This is a genomic window from Bremerella alba, assembly GCF_013618625.1.
In the GTDB taxonomy this organism is placed as follows: Bacteria; Planctomycetota; Planctomycetia; order Pirellulales; family Pirellulaceae; genus Bremerella; species Bremerella alba.
In genome coordinates, this window is record NZ_JABRWO010000008.1 from 35,625 (window position 1) to 56,944 (window position 21,320).

Annotated in this window: 16 protein-coding genes; 15 read left to right on the plus strand and 1 reads right to left on the minus strand. The window is 56.4% G+C overall.

All coding sequences use genetic code 11. From position 1 onward, the window contains the following. Window positions 1–143 precede the first annotated feature (143 nt). From rpsO to HOV93_RS14455, 15 genes are all read left to right on the plus strand, one after another. A complete protein-coding gene (gene rpsO, locus HOV93_RS14385; RefSeq protein WP_207397215.1) occupies window positions 144–413 on the plus strand; it encodes a 30S ribosomal protein S15 in 270 nt (89 codons plus the stop codon). Between the two features lie 323 nt (window positions 414–736). After that, window positions 737–3,007: a polyribonucleotide nucleotidyltransferase gene (locus HOV93_RS14390; RefSeq protein ID WP_315853417.1), complete on the plus strand. Its 2,271-nt coding sequence runs from the start codon at window positions 737–739 to the stop codon at window positions 3,005–3,007. A gap of 87 nt (window positions 3,008–3,094) precedes the next feature. Beyond that, window positions 3,095–3,868, plus strand: coding sequence for a two-component system sensor histidine kinase NtrB (locus tag HOV93_RS14395; protein WP_207397217.1), 774 nt, complete (start codon window positions 3,095–3,097; stop codon window positions 3,866–3,868). 51 nt (window positions 3,869–3,919) lie between these two features. Then, window positions 3,920–5,368, plus strand: coding sequence for a sigma-54-dependent transcriptional regulator (locus tag HOV93_RS14400; protein WP_235990386.1), 1,449 nt, complete (start codon window positions 3,920–3,922; stop codon window positions 5,366–5,368). A 35-nt stretch (window positions 5,369–5,403) separates the two neighbouring features. Further along, window positions 5,404–7,323: a DNA mismatch repair endonuclease MutL gene (gene mutL / locus HOV93_RS14405; RefSeq protein WP_207397219.1), complete on the plus strand. Its 1,920-nt coding sequence runs from the start codon at window positions 5,404–5,406 to the stop codon at window positions 7,321–7,323. A gap of 93 nt (window positions 7,324–7,416) precedes the next feature. After that, window positions 7,417–8,907, plus strand: a complete 1,491-nt coding sequence (aroE, locus tag HOV93_RS14410) for a shikimate dehydrogenase (RefSeq protein ID WP_207397220.1) — start codon at window positions 7,417–7,419, stop codon at window positions 8,905–8,907. Window positions 8,908–8,921: 14 nt separating this feature from the next. Then, the gene (locus HOV93_RS14415) at window positions 8,922–9,458 is read left to right on the plus strand and encodes a shikimate kinase (RefSeq protein ID WP_207397221.1); all 537 of its coding nucleotides are present in this window, start codon (window positions 8,922–8,924) and stop codon (window positions 9,456–9,458) included. Window position 9,459: 1 nt separating this feature from the next. Continuing rightward, window positions 9,460–10,758 carry a prepilin peptidase gene (locus HOV93_RS26430; protein ID WP_207397222.1) on the plus strand — a complete coding sequence of 433 codons (1,299 nt, stop codon included), beginning with the start codon at window positions 9,460–9,462 and terminating at the stop codon, window positions 10,756–10,758. A gap of 63 nt (window positions 10,759–10,821) precedes the next feature. Further along, window positions 10,822–11,415 carry a hypothetical protein gene (locus HOV93_RS14425; RefSeq protein ID WP_207397223.1) on the plus strand — a complete coding sequence of 198 codons (594 nt, stop codon included), beginning with the start codon at window positions 10,822–10,824 and terminating at the stop codon, window positions 11,413–11,415. A gap of 62 nt (window positions 11,416–11,477) precedes the next feature. Further along, window positions 11,478–12,278 (plus strand): OmpA family protein, encoded by an 801-nt coding sequence (locus HOV93_RS14430; RefSeq protein WP_207397224.1) that lies wholly within the window; start codon window positions 11,478–11,480, stop codon window positions 12,276–12,278. Window positions 12,279–12,813: 535 nt separating this feature from the next. Next, window positions 12,814–13,422: an imidazole glycerol phosphate synthase subunit HisH gene (gene hisH, locus HOV93_RS14435; RefSeq protein ID WP_207397225.1), complete on the plus strand. Its 609-nt coding sequence runs from the start codon at window positions 12,814–12,816 to the stop codon at window positions 13,420–13,422. Window positions 13,423–13,539: 117 nt separating this feature from the next. Next, complete coding sequence (hisA, locus tag HOV93_RS14440; protein ID WP_207397226.1) at window positions 13,540–14,262, plus strand: 1-(5-phosphoribosyl)-5-[(5-phosphoribosylamino)methylideneamino]imidazole-4-carboxamide isomerase; 723 nt, start codon at window positions 13,540–13,542, stop codon at window positions 14,260–14,262. A gap of 12 nt (window positions 14,263–14,274) precedes the next feature. Beyond that, entirely contained in the window at window positions 14,275–15,009 is a 735-nt protein-coding gene (locus HOV93_RS14445; protein ID WP_207397227.1) for a hypothetical protein, read from the plus strand. A gap of 143 nt (window positions 15,010–15,152) precedes the next feature. After that, window positions 15,153–17,246: an elongation factor G gene (locus tag HOV93_RS14450; RefSeq protein WP_207397228.1), complete on the plus strand. Its 2,094-nt coding sequence runs from the start codon at window positions 15,153–15,155 to the stop codon at window positions 17,244–17,246. Window positions 17,247–17,607: 361 nt separating this feature from the next. Next, a complete protein-coding gene (locus tag HOV93_RS14455; RefSeq protein ID WP_207397229.1) occupies window positions 17,608–18,582 on the plus strand; it encodes a serine O-acetyltransferase in 975 nt (324 codons plus the stop codon). A gap of 72 nt (window positions 18,583–18,654) precedes the next feature. Here the strand turns inward: HOV93_RS14455 and HOV93_RS14460 are convergent, their stop codons facing one another. Next, the gene (locus HOV93_RS14460; protein WP_207397230.1) at window positions 18,655–21,294 is read right to left on the minus strand and encodes a hypothetical protein; all 2,640 of its coding nucleotides are present in this window, start codon (window positions 21,292–21,294) and stop codon (window positions 18,655–18,657) included. Window positions 21,295–21,320 lie beyond the last annotated feature (26 nt).

Below are 21,320 nucleotides of genomic sequence, written 5' to 3' on the forward strand. Positions count from 1 at the left end.
CTTATCAAGAGATTGAGGATGAGTTTGATGCGCTGGTGTCCGCGATTTTGGTAGTTGCGGGAATCCTTTCGGTTTCACAAGTCCTTGTTGTTATTGTGGTTAAGAAGAAGTCACCCTACTTGCGGACGTAAGTCAAGTCGCCCATGTCGATTACCAAAGAAAAGAAGAACGATGCCATCCAAGATTTCAAACGTGGTGGCGAGGACACGGGTTCCCCGGAAGTTCAGATTGCGATTTTAACCAGTCGCATCAACAGCCTGACGGAGCACATGAAGAAGCACCACAAGGACTACGCGACGCGTCGCGGGTTGCTTGCCATGGTGAGCCGACGTCGCCGCTTGCTCGATTATCTGAAGCGGCACGATCCCCAGAAATATCTCGATATGCTGGCACGGCTTGGTATTCGTAAGTAGCGAATTGCTGCTGCGGCCTGGTCGAAGGAGGTTCGTACCTGAATGGGCGAGCCTCATAAACTGGCAATGGAATTAGCCTGAAGACGCGCGCCCTAGGGGCTATTGCGCGTCTTTACCACGCTTCGCCGGCGATGGAAAAGATTGGCTGGCTTGGCACCCTTACGAGGTTCCGCTCTGTTAATGATTGTGCGGTGGGCCTCAACCTTATATTGAACCAAGCACTGGATGTTCCAATTGGCCGGGCCTCTCTCTCCTCCAGGCCCGCACCTTCTTGGCGAAAGCCCTCTAGGAAAGCTTCTGGTGCGCTGTGTAGGACGGAAAAAGTGGAAGTAATTCGTGTAGAGAAGCAGATTGGCAATGCAACCTTATCCCTCGAAACCGGCTTTCTAGCCAAGCAAGCCCACGGGGCTGTGCTCGTACAATATGGCGAAACTGTTGTCTTCGTCGCCACCGTCTCTGGCCCGTCTCGGCCTGGGACTGACTTCTTTCCTTTGACCTGTGATTACCGCGAACGAACCGCTGCTGCGGGTAAGTTCCCTGGTGGTTTCATCAAGCGAGAAGGTCGCCCAACGACCAAGGAAATTCTTTCGTCACGTCTGATGGATCGCCCGATTCGTCCTATGTTCCCTAAGGGATACCACGACGAAGTTCAGATTCAGGCCAGTGTTGTGGCCAGCGATCGGATGTACGACGGTGACGTGCTCGCCATGAATGGTGCCTCGGCCGCTTTGTGCATCTCGCACTTGCCGTTCCAGGGTCCTTTGGCTGCCGTTCGTGTCGGTCGCGTCGATGGCGAAATCGTTGCTTTCCCCACCTTTGAACAGTTGGAGCAAAGCGACCTCGACCTGATCATCTCGGGCAACAAAGAATCGGTTTTGATGATCGAAGGTTTCTCGCGGGAAATGCCCGAAGACGAGATGGCCGATGCGATCATGAAGGCCCACGAAGTGGTCAAGGAAATCTGCGACCTGCAAGCCGAACTGACCGCGAAGGTCGGTAAAGCGAAGATGGAGTACCCCGAGCCAGACGATGGCGGCCTCTATCAGAAGCTGACCGACACTTGCTACGCCGACCTGAAAGCTGCTAAGCAGACGACCGGCAAGCAAGATCGCGCCGACAAGGTTCGCGAACTGAAGACCAAGGTCAAGGAAGAACTGATTCCTGATCCGCAAGCCGAAGGTGCGTTCGACGAAAGTCTGTTCGGCACGGCTTGGCACGATCTGGAAGAACGCGTTGTGCGTGACCTGATCCTCAGCGGTACCCGTACCGACGGCCGCGACGCCAAGAGCTTGCGTGCGATCGAATGCAAGGTCGACGTTCTGCCACGCGTTCACGGTTCGGCTGTCTTTCAGCGTGGGGAAACCCAATCGCTGATCACTGTCACCCTGGGTACCCCACGTGACGAACAACGCGTCGACGGCTTGATCGACGAGTACTCGAAGAAGTTCATGCTCGACTACAACTTCCCGAGCTTCTCGGTGGGTGAATGTCGTCCGATTCGTGGCCCAGGCCGACGTGAAATCGGTCATGGTGCATTGGCCGAACGTAGCGTGAACCCCGTACTGCCGTCGCCGGAAGACTTCCCGTACACGGTACGTGTGATCTCCGACATTCTCGAATCCAATGGTTCGAGCTCGATGGCTTCGGTCTGCGGTGCGACCCTCGCTCTGATGGCTGCTGGCGTGCCGATCACCAACCCAGTTGCCGGGATCTCGATCGGCCTGGTGAAGGAAGGCGACGACTACGTCCTGCTGACCGACATCTTGGGCGAAGAAGATCACCATGGCGACATGGACTTCAAAATCGCTGGTACCCAGAACGGGATCACCGGCATCCAGTTGGACCTCAAGATCAAAGGGATCAACGAGGACATCATCCGCAAGACGCTGGTTCAGGCCCGCGAAGCCCGTATCGAGATCCTGCGGAATATGCTGACCACCATCAGCCAACCTAAGGAAGAGACTTCGAAGTTCGCTCCTCGCATGATGCGAACCAAGATCAACCCCGAGAAGATCGGTTTGCTCATCGGCCCTGGCGGCAAGACCATTCGTGCCATCCAGGAAGAAACGGGCGCGACGCTCGACGTCGAAGACGACGGTACCGTGATTGTTGCCAGTGGTAACTTGGAATGGGCCGAAGCCGCCATGGCTCGCGTTCAGGCCATCACCGGTGAAGTCGAAGTCGGCAAGATCTACGAAGGCCGCGTCACTAGCGTGAAGGACTTCGGTGCCTTTGTCGAAATCTTGCCAGGCCGCGACGGCTTGTGCCACATCAGCGAACTGTCGACCGAATACGTTTCGGACGTCAACTCGGTGGTCAAGGTCGGCGACATCCTGGCCGTGAAGGTCTTGTTGGTCGACGAACACGACCGCGTCAAGCTGAGCCACAAAGCCACCCTGCCAGGCGGCGAAGCCCCAGCCGGCGACGGCGACGAAGAAATGGCTGCGGCCGGTTCACGTGACGGCGGCGGTCGAGGCCGTGACCGTGGCGACCGTGGTGGAGATCGCGGCGGTGACCGAGGTGGCCGTGGCGGCGATCGCGGTGGAGACCGAGGCGGTGACCGCGGACGACGACGTCCGCGTCGTGAAGACTAAGAGCTTCGAGCGACAGTTCTCTAAGTTCAGCAGATAATCGATCGCCCGGAGTGCAGCAGTGCTCCGGGCTTTTTCGTGAGATCAAAGATGGATCACCATTCTTCTCCCCACAATTCGTCCGAACCTTCTCGTGAAAAGTCGCGTGATCAGTACCTGGTTGACCAGTACAACGAGATTGCCCGGCTGGCTGGGTCACTGGCGCACGAGATCAAAACGCCGCTGTCGGTCATTCGGATGAATATGGAACTGCTGGCCGAGGATTTAGACGATCCGCAGACGCCTCAGCAGCGGCGGGCCAAGCAAAAGATTCAAACCGTGCAAGAGCAGTGCGAGCGGCTGCAAGGGCTGCTGAACGACTTTTTGCGGTTTGCACGGATCCGGGATTTGAATCTGCTGCCAGGCAACCTGAACGAGCAGATCGAGCGGGTACTGAGCTTCGTCGAGCCCCAGGCCGATCGGCAGGGGGTCGAGATCATTCGGTATCTTGATTCGGAACTTCCCAGCATCGACTTGGATGCCGAGCTGTTGTATTCGGCCCTCTTGAATCTGGTGGTCAACGCCATTCAGGCAATGCCGGACGGGGGCTCGCTGATGGTGCAAACCCGCGAGTTTCGCAATGGAGTGTTGCTGCGACTGGTCGATACCGGCTGCGGCATGAGCGACACGACAGCCATCCGGATGTTCGATCCGTTCTATTCGACCAAAGAAGGGGGCTCTGGCCTCGGCTTGCCACTGGCCAAGAAGATCATCGAAGCCCACCATTCGATTATCGACGTGCAAAGTGAACTGGGGCGTGGGACGCAATTTACACTGGAATTTCCCTTACCGAAGCGAATTGGACGTAAGCAAGATTCGCCGTAAACGTGGCATCGGTTCTAGAGGATTCCCCGCAACTTCGTTACGATGGTCAGCATGACAAGTGCGCCACAAAACCAGACCCAAGCCGATACGCTCGATGTCCAGCCGGACCAGTTCCGGGTGCTGGTCGTCGATAACGACAAGGCCCATGCGATGACCATGGCTGAGAGCCTGGAGCGGATCGGGTTTGTCTGCACGGTGGCGACCAGCGGGCCGGAAGGGGCCGAGAAGATCATGGCCGAGCCATTCGAGATTGTCGTGACCGATCTGGTCATGAACGACATCGACGGCATGGGCATCTTGCAGCTCACTAAGGAGCACCGTCCCAATTGCGAAGTGATCGTCGTCACCGGCCACGCGACCGTTTCGACGGCTGTCGAAGCCATGCAGAACGAGGCGCTCAATTTCCTGGAAAAGCCGCTCACACCGGACAAGCTTCGCGCGGCGACCTTGAAAGCGGCTCAGACGATCCAGCTGAAGCGACAGAACTCGGAATTGATGCGGCGGCTGGACGAAAAGTTCGGCTTCGAGGGGCTCATCTATTCCAGCAACAAGATGCGACAAGTCGTGCAGCGATTGCAGCGTATCGCCCCGACCGACGCCAGCGTGCTGATTCTCGGCGAAACCGGCACCGGCAAGGAAGTCGTCGCCCAGGCCATCCACCAAAACAGCCCTCGCAAGAAGAAGCCGTTCGTCCCGCTGAACTGCGCCGAGCTAAGCGAGCACCTGCTCGAGAGCGAACTGTTCGGCCACGCCAAAGGGGCGTACACCGATGCGGCCAGCGAACGGATCGGCCGGTTGGAATATGCCAATGGCGGCACGTTATTCCTGGACGAAATCGGCGACATGCCGTTGGCCACTCAGGTGAAGCTGCTGCGTGTGCTGGAGTCTGGCGAGATTACCCGCGTCGGCGAGAACAAGCCGGTTCGCATCAACGTGCGACTGCTTTCAGCGACCAATGCCAACTTGGAAACGGCGATTGCAGCCGGGACGTTTCGTTCCGATCTTTATCATCGTCTGCGGATTGTGACGGTTCAGTTGCCGCCGCTACGGGACCGCCCCGATGACATTTTGCCGCTGTTCGATCACTTCCTGAAATCGTTTTCTAAGAAGCACGACAAGAAGATTCGCGGGATCGATCGAACCGTGTTTCAGCGCTGTTTAGATTACGACTGGCCCGGCAACGTGCGGCAGCTGCGGAACTTCGCTGAGAGCATGGTCGTGCTTGATTTGGATGGCACGATCGGGCTCGATGACCTTCCGCCTGAGTTGATTCAGGAAGGGGACGACCTGGTCGCTCCGGTCGATCCCAATCCGGCCGTCTCGGCCAATGGCGAAATGCCCAGCATGGTGGGCCAGCCGATCAGTGAAGTCGAGAAGTGGCTGATAGGCGAAACGCTGAAAGCGACCAGCGGCAATCGCGAGGAAGCATCGAAAATGTTGGGCATTGGCGAACGAACCCTCTATCGCAAAATCAAAGAATACGGATTACGCGGCGACTGATCTCGTCTGGCAGAATCGAAGGGAGTAGGCAGCGGATGCCGAAGATTCAACAACTTTCTACAAGTGTCGTCAACAAGATCGCGGCAGGCGAAGTGATCGAGCGCCCAGCGAGCGCCGTCAAAGAGCTGATGGAGAACTCGCTCGACGCCGGGGCCACGCGGATTGACGTCACCATCGAGCACGGCGGGGCCGAGCTGATTCGCATTGCCGACGACGGCTGCGGGATCGCGCCCGAAGACATGGCGCTCACCATCGCTTCGCACGCTACCAGCAAAATCGGTAACGCCGACGATTTGTTTCATGTCCGCACGCTCGGCTTTCGCGGAGAAGCGCTCGCTTCGATCTCAGAGGTGAGCCACTTTCTGCTGCGGAGCCGGACCCACGATTCGGACTGCGGCAACGAGATGCTCGTGCATGGCGGAAGCGTCCAGGAAGCCCAGCCTTGTGGCTGCCCTCCGGGGACGATCATCGAGATCCGCAATCTGTTCTACAACACGCCGGTTCGCAAGAAGTTCCTGAAGACAACCCAAACCGAATTCGGGCATATCAGCGAAGCGTTCACACGGATGGCGTTGGCCTTTCCGCACGTCCATTTTTCGCTCAAGCATGGCACACGATTGGTGCACGACTTGCCTCCGTGCCAAGACTTGCGCGAGCGGATTCGCGTTTTCTTTGGGGAAGAGATCGCCGACCAACTGATTGAAGTCGAAAGCGAAAACGACCAGGTCACACTGTGTGGCTATGTCGGAAACCCACGCTTCAGTCGCAGTAATAACCGGATGCAGTATCTGTTTTTGAACGGACGTTTTATCAAGGATCGTGCGCTGCAGCATGCGTTGGGCGAAGCCTATCGAGGGCTGCTGCTGCATGGTCGTTATCCGATCTCTTTCCTGCGGATGTCGATGCCACCGGAGATGGTGGATGTGAACGTCCACCCAACCAAACTGGAAGTTCGTTTTCAGGACAGCGGGCGAATCTATAGCCAACTGCTGGGAACGCTGCGGACGAAGTTTCTTAGCTCGAATCTGGATGCGACCTATCGACCCTCCGGGGATGAATCGAATACGGTCCACGGCGAGTCGCAATCCTCCGAAGCACTGCGTGAGGAACTGGTCGCGTGGGCCAAGGGCGCGGTCGATACCGACGGTACCTCGCAGGGTGACTCCGGTCGACGGCAGACCGACTTCGATCTCGATTTTCGTTCGCCGAGGCATACTCCGCTGCAGCTGACTCCGATCGACCGGTCGTCTGTCGGGGCAGGCAGTCTGCCGTTGCCGCCGATTCCCAGTGGGGTCACGCCGGCTCATCTGCGCGACAAGGAAGACTTGCCGGCCGAGTCGACGGGGTCGATCCCATCGCCGCCGCAAGGGGGCGGGGTAGGCTCGCAGCAACGGGCCATTCAGCTGCACAACCGCTATCTCATCGCCGAAACGGACGAAGGGATGACGGTGATCGATCAGCATGCGCTTCACGAACGTATTCTCTACGAAGAGCTTCGTGAAAAGGCCATGGCACGGCGGCTTGAGGTCCAGCGGTTGTTGGTACCCGAGACCTTAAATCTCTCGGCCCAGGAGTTCGCAGCGGTCGATGGAGCCACCGAAACTTTGCTGCAGGTTGGCATTGAAGTCGAGGCCTTTGGCGGCGATACGATCCTCATTCGCAGCTATCCGGCCATTCTCGGACGCCGCAAACCGGCGGAAATCGTGCGGGAAGTGGTCGATCAACTGCTGACTGAAGGGAAGAATCTCGAAAAAAGAGATCTTTTGGACGAGCTGCTACATATGATGTCGTGCAAGGCCGCTATCAAGGCCGGAGACCGGCTTTCCAGCGAGGAAATCGACGCTTTGCTTGAATTGCGGCATTTGTGCCAGGACGCCCATCATTGCCCGCATGGCCGTCCTACGGCATTAGTCTTTACGAAAGAGGAACTCGACCGGAGATTCCAACGCACGTAAAATAGTGAGTTTACCCTGGCTGGGGGCGTCGTGCTCTCGTCATGCTTATCCCCATCGTCCCCCATCGAGGTCTTACGGCTTCGAGATGAATTCATGATCTGCGTTAGTATCGGCCGCGGCCGACATAAACATATCGTTGCCGAGCACAAGCACCTCGTAGAGCAGGGGGCTCAATTGTGCGAATTGCGTCTCGACTATATCAATGGGACGATCAAGCTCAAACGGCTGTTGGACAATCGCCCCAGTCCGGTGGTGATTACTTATCGCCGCGAGCGCGATGGGGGGCGATATTCAGGCGACGAGCAAGAACGGCAAATGGTCCTACGCACGGCCATTGCCGAGCAAGTCGATTATGTCGATTTGGAAGAGGACATCGCGGCATCGATTCCTCGTTACGGCAATACAAAGCGGATCATCAGCTACCATAATTTCCGCGAGACGCCAGCCGATCTCGATGGTCTGCACAAACGGATGCAGCAGCAAGATCCGGACATCATCAAGATTGCCACGATGGCGAACTCGCCGCAAGACAACGTCCGAATCCTGGAACTGGTTCGCCGTAGCGAGATCCCCACAATCGGTCTTTGCATGGGCGATATGGGAATGCCTTCGCGAATTCTTGGCGGACGTTTCGGTTGTCCGTTTACCTTCGCGACTAGTTCCAATGAACGGACCCTGGCCCCTGGGCAAATCGGTTTTCGTCAGATGATCGATCTTTACCGGTATGAAGAGATCACCGACGAAACCGAATTGTTTGGTGTCGTGGCTGACCCGATCGGGCATAGCCTGAGTCCTCATTTGCACAACGCGGCCTTTAGCGAGCAGGGAATGAATCGCCGATATCTTCCCTTCCGCGTGCCCAGAGAACACCTAGGCGTGTTCTTTAACGAGGTGTGCCCTCAACTGGGCGTCAAAGGTCTGAGCATCACGATTCCTCACAAGGAATCTGCGGTCCTATTTGTCAAACGACCCGATGACGCCGTCAAGGGAGTCGGGGCAACCAATACAATTATCTTCGATACCGAGGGACCGTCTGGCTTCAACACCGATTGCGACTCGGCTATGGAAAGCCTGGACACGATGCTTCTGCCGGAACAACAAGGCGGATCACTCGAAGGGCTCAAAGTGCTAATGCTCGGCAGTGGCGGCGTGGCCCGCGGGGTCGTCTGGTCTTTAATTCAGCGGAAGGCCAACGTCACCATCTCTAGCCGCACGCTGGAAAATTCCGAGGAACTTGCCCAGCAGTTCAACTGTCGGCACATTCACTGGGAAGATCGCGGATCGGTTCAGCCCGACGTTCTCATCAATGGTACGCCAGTCGGCATGCATCCCAACGTCAACGAAACTCCGTTCGAGAAGCGTTGGATCAAACCGAATATGGTGGTTTTCGATACCGTCTACAATCCGGAACAGACGCTCCTAATTAAGGAAGCTAAAGCCGCTGGGGCTCGGGTCGTGACTGGGGTCGAAATGTTCGTCCGCCAGGCCGCCCTGCAGTTCAAGCACTTTACCGGCGTCGAGACTTCGCGCGATCTGATGCGAAGCACCCTCAAACGGCTGACCGGTGCGGTCCGAACAGGTTGAGCGATCCTACGGAAATGAATCTGGCACTCATCGGATATCGTGGAACCGGCAAATCGCACGTCGCCAGACTGCTCGCTCATAAGCTTGCGTGGCCGCTGGTCGATGCGGATATCTATGTCGAAAAGCAAGCCGGCAAGTCGATTGCCGAGATCTTTGCCGACTCCGGAGAGCCAGGCTTCCGCGACCTCGAATCAAACGCGTTGAACGAACTGACGCAGCGGTCTGGTCATGTGTTGTCCCTCGGTGGTGGCGTCATTCTGCGGGAAGAAAATCGAAGCCAAATTGCCAAGCACTGCTTTACGATTTGGCTGACAGCTTCGCCTGAGGAAATCACTCGGCGGCTGTCCCGCGAAGGAGCAACCCAGGCCAGTCGTCCCAGTTTGACTGGTCGGTCGATCCTCGAGGAAGTGGCGGAGGTTCTCGCCCAGCGTCTTCCGCTTTACGAGCAATGTGCTGATCTAACCATCGATACGCAGGCAAAGTCACCCAAAGAGGTGATGCAAGCAATCTTGGCCCAACTCCCTTCATCTTTAGTGAAGAAAGAACAGTAACGTGGCTTGGTGGGAGAATATCGTCGCGCTGTGGGTTGGGCTGCCGTTGAACGTGCGCCTGATTTTGCTTTTTATCCTCGGCGCGATCATTGCCGGGCAATTGAATCGGGGCATCTATCGTTGGACATGGGTACCCAAGAGCTACGATCCCTGGAGCAAGCCCCATCCTGACGTCCCACCACGGAGCCTGTTCGACAAGCTCCCTATTTTTGGTTGGCTCGGCCTGGCACGTGAAAGTAAGGTTCATGGGACTGCGCATTGGGTGCAGCCACTTTTAATCGAACTGGGCTGCGGCTTCTTTTTTGCTTGGTATTATCATTGGGTAATCTCGGGTGAATTGGTTCCGGTAACGGTAAACATTTCGCTGGGTGAAGCGGCGCTGCACGCACTTTACGTGCAACATATGGTGTTGATTTCGTTCATGGTGATTGCCACGTTTGTCGACTTCGATTCGCGAACAATCCCCGACTACGTCACGGTGCCGGGCTTTCTGGTCGCGTTGATTTTCTGTTGGTTGCTTCCCTTCGTGGGATTGCCCATGCCGGATGGTCCTCCGTTTTTTGGATTGTCGCAGCCTGGCTCCCAAGTCGATGCGATACCACTGCATGCTGCCGCTTTAAGTAAGTGGCCTGCGTCTTGGAATGGAAGCCCCGCGTTGGCGGTGGGCTTGGTGCTGGTGGTCGGCTGGTGGTTTGCTCTTTGCCCGAAGCTGATTTGGCTGCGGGGCGGCATGACCAAGTTCTTCCGTTACCTGGTCGCCAGCTTTGTGCGTTACTCGTTGAACTGGTTTTACGTGGGCATGTTGGTGCTGCTCATCGCATTCGTCTCGGCGGCTTGGCTATGGGGTGGCGAGGCCGTATGGCAGTCCGTTTTCACGGCACTTCTAGGGATGGCCTTCGCAGGCATGTTGATCTGGCTGGTCCGCTTCTTTGCGAGCCTGGCCATGGGGCAAGAAGCGATGGGCTTTGGCGACGTGACACTCATGTGCATGATCGGGGCCTACATTGGATGGCAACCGGTGATGGTGATCTTCTTCATGGCGCCGTTCATTGCATGTGTGTTTGCGATCGTGAACTACCTGCTCACCGGCGATGCGTACTTGGCCTACGGCCCTTACCTGTGCATCGGAACGCTGGTCACGATGATCTTTTGGGCACGACTGTGGCAGCAATATGGCCCCCTCTTGAGCTTGGGCCCTTGGCTGCCGGCGTTGTTTCTAGCGCTGCCGGTGGTGCTGGGGGGCATGTTAATGGCCTGGGTCTGGATCAAGTTCACGTTCATCTATCCGGACGAAGCGTAAGCAGCACAATCGTTACAAGCGGACCGCAAACGGTGAGCTATCCTTGCTGCGAGGAGCTCACCCATGCTTTGGTTTGAAACAACACATAACTTGGACGAAGCCGCCGATTTGGTTCGGCGGCGGCGGTACGGCGTTATTCGAGTGGAATCGGGCACATTCCACTCGCTAACGTTTCGCCCTTGGCCGAAGCTGATTTCCCGAGTGGAAATCGAAACGCTCGGTCGCTGGAAGCATAATCGCGGTGGTGATAGCTGCCGGATTTATTACAACTTTCCGATCAGTTCTCCGGGCTTTCTATCGCTGGCGTATGTCGAGTCGTCGCGGCAAACCACGTGGAAAACCCTCCGACGAGGTTCGGAAGTTCTGGACTGGATTGCGGAACTTCGTCAGACCGATGCCAGCGTCTGTGAACTCTCGAACAACAAGGTCTCGACGCGGGCCATGCAGCGACAGGGGTGGCAGCCCCACTGCGAGCATCTTTCCAGCCGGCACTTTATCAAACGTTTTTACGGCGAATATCCGCAGCATCGTGGGCTTCCGAAACCGGAAACGCGGTTGGGTAACTTTCGCCGCGCGATCGAATCTCTTGATATGGCCGCGACTTCCGTAGATGCCGAGCATGAAATCGATCTTGTCGACGATAGGGTGGGTTGTTAATATCCGCCGCAATTCCTAGTTTTGTCTCAAGTTTATGCGGCCCTTAGTCGACACGGCCTACCATGTTTCGTTTTTGCTGTTTCACCTTTGTCTCGCTAGCACTTGCTGGCTTGGGCTGCAATCAAAACGCAGCCTGGCGACAACAGCAAGTCGTTGCGCAGCAGCAAACCCAAGCCCAAATCGCTGAGTTCGAACGCCGTGCTACCGGCATGGACGCCTCGAACCAGGATCTGCACTCGCAACTAGCCCAGGCCCAGCAGCAAACGAAGATCGTGCAGGACGAACTGGCATTGGTTCGTCGCCAACTGAGCGACACGACCAACCAACTGGCCCAATCGCAGGAAATGGCCAAAGAGCAGCAGCAAAAAGTTCAGACCATGATGGCTTCGACCCAGTACCGCGGTGGTGCGGTGATTCGGCCGAACAACAGCCTGACTTCCGAACTCAACAAAATTCAGATTCCCGGCGTGACGGCCAAGCAAGATGGCGATGTGATTCGCATCGAAATCCCGGCCGATGCGTTATTTCAGCCAGGCACCAACTCGTTGATTCCTAGTTCCGACAACATCCTCTCGCAACTTACCAGCACGCTTCAGCAAAACTTCCCGCAAAACAAGGTTGGGATTGAAGGACACACCGACAATCAACCGGTGAAGCCCCCTTACACGTCCAATCATCAGCTCTCGGCCAGCATGGCCCAAACCGTTTTCGATCAGCTGACCTCGCGTTACCGCATGAACCCGTCGCGACTGGTTGTTGTGGGACACGGAACGAACCATCCGGTCGTTTCAAACGCCACCCCAGCAGGGCAGCAAAAGAATCGACGTGTCGACCTGGTAATCTATCCCCAGTCAGACAACTAATACCGACGCACCGGTGCAACATCGCGTAGGGCGATGAGAAACGCATCGCACCACGAACCATGTTCGCGGCATGCTATCTAATGGAGATCGCATTTCGATGCGGTACGTTCCGCTTCTCGCCACTGCTCGCACTCTTCGGAGATGATGTCTCCGGCAATGTTCCGGGGGCCCGCGTCGTTTCGATTTGCTTGGAGTTTCCAGGCTTTTTGCGAGTGGGAAGCGGGTACTCGTTTGTTCATGTTTTGAGCTTCAAACGGACTGGCCAGAGGCACACGGAAGCGAATAGTTACTGGTATCCCGGAATTTAGATCCATCCGAGGCTCATAAACGCAACTTAGTCAGGAAGCGATCCCATGAGATAGTGCGCTCGCAATCTTTTTCAACTTCCTGCCGCCTAACGAATCGAGCGGAAACGAATTACAATAAGTGCCCCTGGGCGAACTTTCGTCTTTGGGTTGTGTCCGCCGTGGGTGTGTTTTATTTCTCACGACGTGTCGGTCGTTGAATTGCCTCGAATAGTGAACTTGCTCGCCTGATGATCACGATTGTCGACTACCAGATGGGTAACCTGCGGAGTGTGCAAAAAGCCTTTGAAAAGACAGGGCACGCTGCACATATCACCAGCGATCCGAAAGAGATCGCCGCGGCGACCAAGCTTGTTTTGCCAGGCGTGGGGGCGTGTGGCGACGCGGTCGACGAGATCCGCCGCCGCGACCTGGAAGGGCCGATTCGCGATCAGATTGCTTCCGGAACGCCGTTTCTCGGGATTTGCCTGGGCCTGCAGATGCTGTTCGACGTCAGCTACGAAGGGGGCGAACACGAAGGCCTGGGGATCTTGCCGGGCAAGGTCGTGAAATTCGAGTTGCCACACGGCTATAAAGTCCCCCATATGGGCTGGAATCAGGCCAACTTCATCCATCGGCCACCCATTTTCGAGGGAATCGACGAGGGGACGAACTTCTACTTCGTTCACTCGTACTATGTCGTTCCGGAAAACGAAGATGTCGTGGCGATCACGGCCGATTATGGTGGACCGTTTTGTGCGGCCGTCTGGAAAGACAATCTCTACGCGACGCAGTTTCACCCCGAAAAGAGCCAACAGGCAGGGCTGAGCGTGCTGAAGAACTTTGCCCAGTTGGCGTAGATATCCCCCGCGTTAACTTGATCTAACGGCAAGAAATTCCTTGCTGATTCTTAACTCTTATGAGATATTGCCAGGACGCCGAAGGGTTCGGCCGTTCGGCGCAGAAAGGGACCCACAATGCAAATTTGGCCGGCCATTGATCTTCTCGGTGGTAAATGCGTGCGACTCCAGCAAGGAGACTACAACCGCGAAACGGTCTACGGGGACGACCCGGCCGAAATGGCGAAGCGCTGGGTCGCGGAAGGTGCCGATTGTCTTCATCTGGTCGACCTGGATGGGGCCAAGGACGGTAGCCTGAAAAACCGCGACGCGATCGCTGCGATCGTAGCGGCGGTTGATATCCCTTGTGAAGTGGGAGGCGGAATCCGCGATGAGAAGACGATCCAAGAGCTTCTCGATCTCGGGCTGGCCCGCCTGGTGATCGGTACCAAGGCCCTGCGTGAGCCAGACTGGTTTGCTGCGATGTGCGAGAAATTTCCGGAAAAGCTGGTGGTCGGCATCGATGCCAAAGAAGGCATGGTCGCCACCGATGGCTGGCTGGAAGTAAGCACCACCTCGGCCATCGATCTGGCCAAAACATTCGAGCATCTGCCGATGGCAGCCATTATCTACACCGACATCGCCACCGACGGCATGCTGGCCGGGCCGAATGTCCAGGCAATGCAGGCCATGAAACAGGCCGTCAAAGTGCCGGTGGTTGCCTCAGGCGGGGTGACCTCGGTCGAGGATGTGTCCAACCTGACGGCCGCCGGACTCGATGGCGCGATTGTGGGGCGATCGTTATATGAAGGCCGACTAACAGTTCGTCAGGCGGTCGAGGCCGCGGGCGGTGTGAGGTAACCAACAGGTCCTATGCCTGAGCGTGATTTGACTTCTGAATCAGTCGTCCCCACCTCGGGCAAAACCTGGGGACTTCGTTTCAGCTTGTGCGCGATGATGGTGATCGTCGCCCTATTGGCTGGGGTGTTCGGTTACCTTTCTTATTACCGTCCTGCGATGTGCCAGGTTCATTACCAGGTCGCTACCTTAGCGATCGATGAGGTTGATCGGCTAGGGCTCAAGTTTCATGCCGTGGAAGACTCGCCTTATCAATGGGTGCTCGACGACGAACAAGCGATTGCCGACCTTTTAAAACAGCAGCAATCCCCCCAGCCACCTTTCTATCAAAAGCAATATCCAGTCGCCAATTGGCCTCGGCAGGCTGATTCATATAGCTACATTCGTCATGTTTCCGTCGACGAGATTACTCCCGCCCAGGCCAGTGGTGAGTTCGCTGGTTTCTGGGGCGTGCAAAACGCTGGCGGTCAGATGAAGTTTCGTGCGGAAGCACAGATCGCCCATCGGCAACCGGCAGAAAAAACGGTCGACGATCAACGGTCAGGTCGCTACGACGAAGTTCAAGGCAAGCTTTTCTACGAGGGAGCGTTGCCAAAGAATTATCTCGTATTCGCAGCACCCATCAATAAGACCCAGTATCACATTCTCTTGGTTGAAGTTTCTGAAGTGAGTGAGTCAGATCCAGCAACTTATCAGCCGGGAACAAAACCTTTACCTCCCACTATCCCAGAGAATCCAACGAGCACCTAGTTCCACACCCAAAGAGATCGACGACGACTTAAATCCAATATTCAGCCATAGATAAATCACCCCACGGAGAAGAGGTTCCCCGTGGCGTCTCCACGAGGGAAAACTTTTCTCGTGTCTTTTCCAAGCACGGAAGGAGATATGTTATGGCAAGTTGCATAGTAGAGACCGTCCGCGATATTGTGTTGTGCGGTCATGGTTCGACTGGAAAGACGAGCCTGATCGACCGCCTTCTCGAGATAACACACGCGGTGGACGGAACGCACAGTGTGGACGACGGAACGAGTGTCTGCGATTTCGAGCCGGAGGAAAAGGCTCACCATCTTTCCATCGAGGCGACTCTCGCCCACTTTCAACATCAGGGACTTCGATTCAACGTAATCGATGCTCCCGGCTACCCCGATTTCATTGGCCACACAATCGCGGCCATGCGCGGTGCCGACACCGCGATGATCGTCATCGACGCGCACGACGGCATTGCTGTCAACACGCGGCGTGCTTTTCAAGAGGCCGAAAAGGCAGGCATCGGTCGGATGATTGTCGTCAACAAGATCGATAGCGAGCACCTCGACTTTCCAACGTTGATGCAATCGATCCGCGATACGTTCGGCCAGGCCTGCGTTCCGATCAGCTTCCCTCGGCTTGAAAACGGGGCCATTGTCGGGGTCGTCGATATTCTTGATGAGAAGGCCGACACTTCCAATGCCCCGATCGATCCGGCTATTTATAAAGAGTCGCTCGTCGAAGCGGCCATCGAGTCGGACGAAGCGTGGATGGAACGCTACTTTGCCGGTGAGGTGCCCACCAACGACGATTTAAAGACCCTCATCCCGCAAGCCGTCGCCAAGGGAACGCTGATTCCTGTCGTGTGCTGCAGCATTAAGAAACGGGTTGGTATTCCCGAACTGCTCGACGCGATGGCGTTGTGCTCGTTGCCTCCTTCGATGGTGCACCGTAAAGCCAAAAGTGGCGAAGGCTTGGAAATTGAACTTCCAGGCGATCCCGACGGTCCGTTGGCGGCCCAGGTGTTTCAAACGCGGATCGATCCCTTCGTCCAGAAGCTCAGCTACATCCGCGTTTACAACGGAACGCTTCGCAAAGACACGACCCTCCCCGGCAGCAATGGCCGCAAGGGGCTGCGGATTGGGCAACTGCTAGACGTGCAGGCCAATCAACTGGAACCGATCGATCGGGCGGGCCCCGGCGATATTGTAGCCGTGGCAAAGATGGAGCAGCTACATACCGGCACCAACGAAGGGGAGTGGGAACTGCCTCATATCGATTTCCCGCAACCGATGGTCGGTGTGGCGATTCGTCCGAAGAATAGGAACGATGAAGCCAAGCTGAGTGTGGCCCTGCATAAGTTGGTCGAAGAGGACCCCACAATCCGCATCGAGCACGATCAGGAAACACACGAGCTGGTTTTGCGTGGCATGAGCGATCTTCACTTATCGCTGATCCAAGAGAAACTGGCTCGCCGCGATCACCTGGAAATTGAAACCTACGAGCCGCGGGTTCCCTTTCGCGAGTCGATTACCTACCCGGCCAGTGGTTCGTATCGCCATAAAAAGCAGTCCGGCGGACGAGGTCAGTTCGGCGATGTGCACATTCGCGTACGGCCCCTGCCGCAGGGGACCGATATCGCCGAGTTTGCCACAAAGGACAACTTCCCCAGCATGAAGCATGTTCATTACTTCGAGGTGATGAACTTCCTGTGGATCGATTCAATTGTAGGGGCTTCAATCCCCGTCAACTTCATGCCGGCGATCGAGAAGGGCCTGTTGGACCGGGTCCATAAAGGCGTCCTGGCCGGCTATCCGCTGCAAGACCTCTGTGTGGAAGTGCACTATGGCAAACATCATCCGGTTGATAGCTCGGAGACGGCGTTTAGGATAGCCGCCTCGGCCGCGCTGCGCGAGGTTTGCAAACAGGCCGGACCACAACTGTTGGAACCGATGGTCGATATGCATGTGACCGTCCCGGTCGACCACGTCGGCGACGTTTACAGCGATATGGCGACGCGGCGAGGTCAGATCTCAGGCACCCAGGAAGCCGGATCGAACATGCAAACGGTCGTTTGTGTCGTTCCGTTGGCCGAGACTTCCTCGTACGCGAGGTCTCTTTCCAGTTTGACGGCAGGGCAGGGGAGCTACAGTTTAAGCTTCGCACACTACGCGCCGATGCCGTCGCACCTGCAAGATAAGCATCGTCATTACATCGACGAGGAAGACGAAGGCTAACTCGTAAGTTTCCGTGCTTAACGCTATCGGTGTGCTTGCCCTCGCTTTCAAGTTTGCGAAAATACGAAAGCGAGGGTGTTTTTGTCGATTGTTCCCATAAGGGTCAATTTAACAGCCGATCACGTCGAAAACATTGGTGACCAATTATCATGCCGGGCATCCAAAAACCCATTAACCCTGTGGAAAAGTCCATGCAACCGGCAAACTTGAACCGAACCATGCATCTGCTGGCAACCTGTTACTGTCGAACCTGCCTCTGTTGTTGCTAACCCCAACACATGCTGGCACTTGCTGCCGCGACAGACCTGTTCACCCAGTAACAATTCTCTCCCTCTCGGTTCAACATAGAAGGATAATCGCCATGGCCTCCGATGCACGTCTGAAAGAAGATCTTCCCACGCTGACCGATCGCATCGTCAGCACATACCAGCAGATCGGCAAGATCAACCACCTGGGGCACTGCCCGCTGCCGAACTACGACGTGGTGATCACGATCATCGAAGACATGAAAGAGATCTTATATCCCGGCTACCAGCGCCGCGAAGGTCTGCACATGGGGAACATCACCTACCATGTGGGCGACCTGATCGATGGTCTGCACGACAAGCTAACCACGCAGATTGCCCGAGCGTTGCGGCATGACGAACGCGTCAACGGCACGCCCGACTCATGCAATCCGCTGGAAGAGACCGACTATGAAGCCAAAGGCCAGGCAATGGCCATCGAGTTTCTCAATCGGATTCCTAACTTGCGTGAAATCCTGGTCACCGACGTGCAAGCGGCCTACGACGGCGACCCAGCCTGCACAAACCTGGACGAAGTGATCTTCTGCTACCCCGGACTTGAGGCGATCACCGTTTATCGTGTCGCCAACGCCCTGTACAAACTTAACGTGCCGTTCATCCCACGCATGATGACCGAGTGGGCGCACAAGCAGACCGGGATCGATATTCACCCAGGTGCGACGATCGGTAGTTACTTCTTCATCGATCACGGTACCGGTGTGGTAATTGGCCAGACATGCGATATTGGCAAGCACGTCAAACTGTACCAAGGCGTAACGTTGGGTGCGGTATCGTTTGATACCGACAATGAAGGAAACATCGTCCGCGGTGTGAAACGCCATCCCACGATTGAAGATTACGTGGTGATCTATGCTAACGCGACCGTACTGGGCGGACGAACCGTCGTAGGAAACCACAGCGTGGTGGGCTCCAGCGTGTGGCTCACGCGAAGTGTCGACCCCAGCACCACCGTCCTGCTAGAAAAACCACGGCTGCGATTACGCTCCGAAGGGGTCGAAGATTTGCAGCCGGAACTCAACTTCCAGATTTGATGTTTTGTTCTGCGAATCTAACAGGTGCCAGGGCTGGTTCGTCCAGCCGTGCGAACCGGGGACCGGTCGATCTTAGCGGCGTTTGCTAATTGCAAAGCCAAGCTTGGCAACTAGCAAGACAACGACCGCCAACCAACTGAAGCCGGACAAGACCGCGCCGATGACGAACGACTGCGGCCAATAAGTTAGCGTGACCTTCGTGTCGCCCGCCTTAATCGGCACGGCCATCAGAATGCGATTGGCACGAAAGATCGAAACGCCACTTCGCACTTTTCCTCGGCCATCGGTAATGGTGCACTGCCAGCCGGGGTCGAAGTACTCTCTGAAAATAGCCCACCCAGGCTGACTGCTGGACAAATGCAGGGTCATCTGGCCGGCCCTTGTACGGTCAAGTTTCGTACTTACGATGGCCGCAGGCGGAGCGGTCGGAAGCGACGGGCGATCTGCTGGGGCTGCTTCCAGAATGACCGGAAACCGGTTCGTCGAGTCCCACTTGTAAGTGAGAGGCGATTGCCCCCAGTCGGGACTCTTCAGCAGCCGTAGACGATCGGATTTCTTAAGCGACTCGAGAAGTTGCTTGGTTTCTTGCAAATGTTCATTCGGTGGCAATGGATCGATCGGGGAATGCCAGTCGATATCTGCCTGCCACCATGCCGCGGGCCAGGGGCCATTGGTGGGTTGCCAACCGACCCCGTGCATGTCACGGAGGAAGTTCATCAACGGCTGATCCGACCGGGCTAAGGTCCAAATCGTTTCGTGATCTCTGGGAGTAATACTTACCACGGACGGGACAAAACGAACCGTATCTAAGAGATGAAACCGGGGGAAGTTATTTTTGCGATCAATCTTCAGCCCCGCGATCATCCGATCTGCCGAGCCCTTCTCGGCGAACTCAGGCGGATAAAGGTTATCCCGACGATCGAAGTAGTTCGTGGGCCGGAAATCGAGTGACTGCAGCGGCTGCGACGTGAGATCGAAACCGTTCGATTGCCAAAGGTCCTGCGATGCCGTCGGGGCGACCCACCCGTTGCCGATCGCCAGTTCTGTAGCCGCCACGAGCAGCACGAGCATGAAAGCCAATCGGCGCGGTAAGAAATACAGGCCCAGCACACCAACGGCCAGGGCCACCCCGGCCGAGACCAGCCCGAGGGCCATCTGCGAGATGCCTGCGGACGGATCGAGCGGGCCGAATAAGTTGTCGTTGGGCGAGATGGGAAGCATCGAGCCCAGCCAAGAGGCGCTCAGCAAAACGCTACCACCGGCGATGAGAAACACGAGAGCTACCATCGCAGTCCAACCGAACAGTCGCTGGGAGATGCAGAGTTGATCGAGACCTCGGGCGGCCAGAAGCGACACGGCAAACGCGAAGAAGATCCACCACTTCGCCGGATAACGAAACTGGGCATACTTTGGCACCAAGACGTTTAACAGCCAATACAATCCGCCAAAGGGGGAACCGACCGGCAGGTTCTTGCCTTCCCAGCCAAAGCCGTAACCGACTTCCAATATCAGCCAACCCAACCCGTACCAGCCCAGACTGGCTATCAGGCCGAATAAACCGATGGCCACCAGCCAGCGATCGACGCGGCGAGATGGACGGTTCCAAATAGCATAGCCGGCGAGGAAAACGGTCAGCGTTCCTATGAAGAGCGAGACAAACCAAATTCGTCCTTCCGCTGGAATGGCCCTCACCCAACGTTCGTTCAGGGGATACATCTTCCCGCTAAAGTTGGCAATGAATGTGTTGGGCCAGTTCCAAGGACCGATACTGAAATCGTAACTATGCAGCGCATGCGTGTTTGGTTTGGGGTTTCCCAGCAGGGCGGTTAAGCGGTCGTCCCCTTGCGGGCCCACGCCTTGGGCTAGTTCGTAAACGTTGCGAGGTTGATCGGCGGTCGCTCGTAAACTGCGAGAAGCCCACTCGCTGGTCGGCAGAATCTGAATGGCCGACAAGCCGGCCGCAAGCATGGCACAACCGACCAGTGCACCCATGCGATAGGTACGCCAGGTGAACCATCGCCGCCAACTGGGAGGACGTCGCCAGGGCTGAACAAACAGGACGGCCGCCAGGGCCAGCATCATCATCGTATGAAATGCCAACTGTGGATCGCCGCCCAGAATCATCATGGTTAAAGACAGTGCCAGGCCAAGACCAGGGAGCAGGGCAGGGCGGCGAGCTATTAGCCAGCCATTTGCCAATGCAAAAGGAAGCCAACTGGCCCCGACCAGAAAGATGATGTTCGCATGATACGAAAGCACCGGGCCACCAAATGCGTAGGTGATGGCTGCAAGTAATGCAGCGAAGACCGAGCACCGCCAGATGCGCGCTGCCCAGAACATGCCGCCGTATGCCAAAGCAAAGTGCAGCACCACGACCAATCGCATGCCGAAGTTGAATCCCAGCGGCGTCAGCAGCAGCAACTTGCCAGGATAAAACACACTAGGAGTCGCATCTGCCGCGAGCGGCATACCGATGCCATCAAACGGAGACCACAACGGAACCTCGCCTGCTTTCCACTGCCGGGTGACTTCGTGAAATAGCGGGTAATAGAAGTGCGCCGCGTCGCGAAAGAGAAATTGTTCGTTTTTCGCAAAAGCGTTTCCGAAAAAGAACGTTGCCAAGAACAGAAAAGGCAACCAAATGCCAACACAACTCTGCAAGCGATGCAGCGAATCGGGGCGGACCGGGGATGATGCGGAGTTCTCGTTCACGTCTCCGATGCTAATAGGCAGGCATC

Excerpts from the sequence above, each read along its gene's own strand:
- mutL (WP_207397219.1), top strand. The coding sequence starts at position 5,404 with ATGCCGAAGATTCAACAACTTTCTACAAGTGTCGTCAACAAGATCGCG.
- aroE (WP_207397220.1), top strand. The coding sequence starts at position 7,417 with ATGATCTGCGTTAGTATCGGCCGCGGCCGACATAAACATATCGTTGCC.
- HOV93_RS14395 (WP_207397217.1), top strand. The coding sequence starts at position 3,095 with ATGGATCACCATTCTTCTCCCCACAATTCGTCCGAACCTTCTCGTGAA.
- HOV93_RS14455 (WP_207397229.1), top strand. The coding sequence starts at position 17,608 with ATGGCCTCCGATGCACGTCTGAAAGAAGATCTTCCCACGCTGACCGAT.
- HOV93_RS14445 (WP_207397227.1), top strand. The coding sequence starts at position 14,275 with ATGCCTGAGCGTGATTTGACTTCTGAATCAGTCGTCCCCACCTCGGGC.
- HOV93_RS14430 (WP_207397224.1), top strand. The coding sequence starts at position 11,478 with ATGTTTCGTTTTTGCTGTTTCACCTTTGTCTCGCTAGCACTTGCTGGC.
- rpsO (WP_207397215.1), top strand. The coding sequence starts at position 144 with ATGTCGATTACCAAAGAAAAGAAGAACGATGCCATCCAAGATTTCAAA.
- HOV93_RS14450 (WP_207397228.1), top strand. The coding sequence starts at position 15,153 with ATGGCAAGTTGCATAGTAGAGACCGTCCGCGATATTGTGTTGTGCGGT.
- hisH (WP_207397225.1), top strand. The coding sequence starts at position 12,814 with ATGATCACGATTGTCGACTACCAGATGGGTAACCTGCGGAGTGTGCAA.
- hisA (WP_207397226.1), top strand. The coding sequence starts at position 13,540 with ATGCAAATTTGGCCGGCCATTGATCTTCTCGGTGGTAAATGCGTGCGA.
- HOV93_RS14400 (WP_235990386.1), top strand. The coding sequence starts at position 3,920 with ATGACAAGTGCGCCACAAAACCAGACCCAAGCCGATACGCTCGATGTC.
- HOV93_RS14425 (WP_207397223.1), top strand. The coding sequence starts at position 10,822 with ATGCTTTGGTTTGAAACAACACATAACTTGGACGAAGCCGCCGATTTG.
- HOV93_RS14415 (WP_207397221.1), top strand. The coding sequence starts at position 8,922 with ATGAATCTGGCACTCATCGGATATCGTGGAACCGGCAAATCGCACGTC.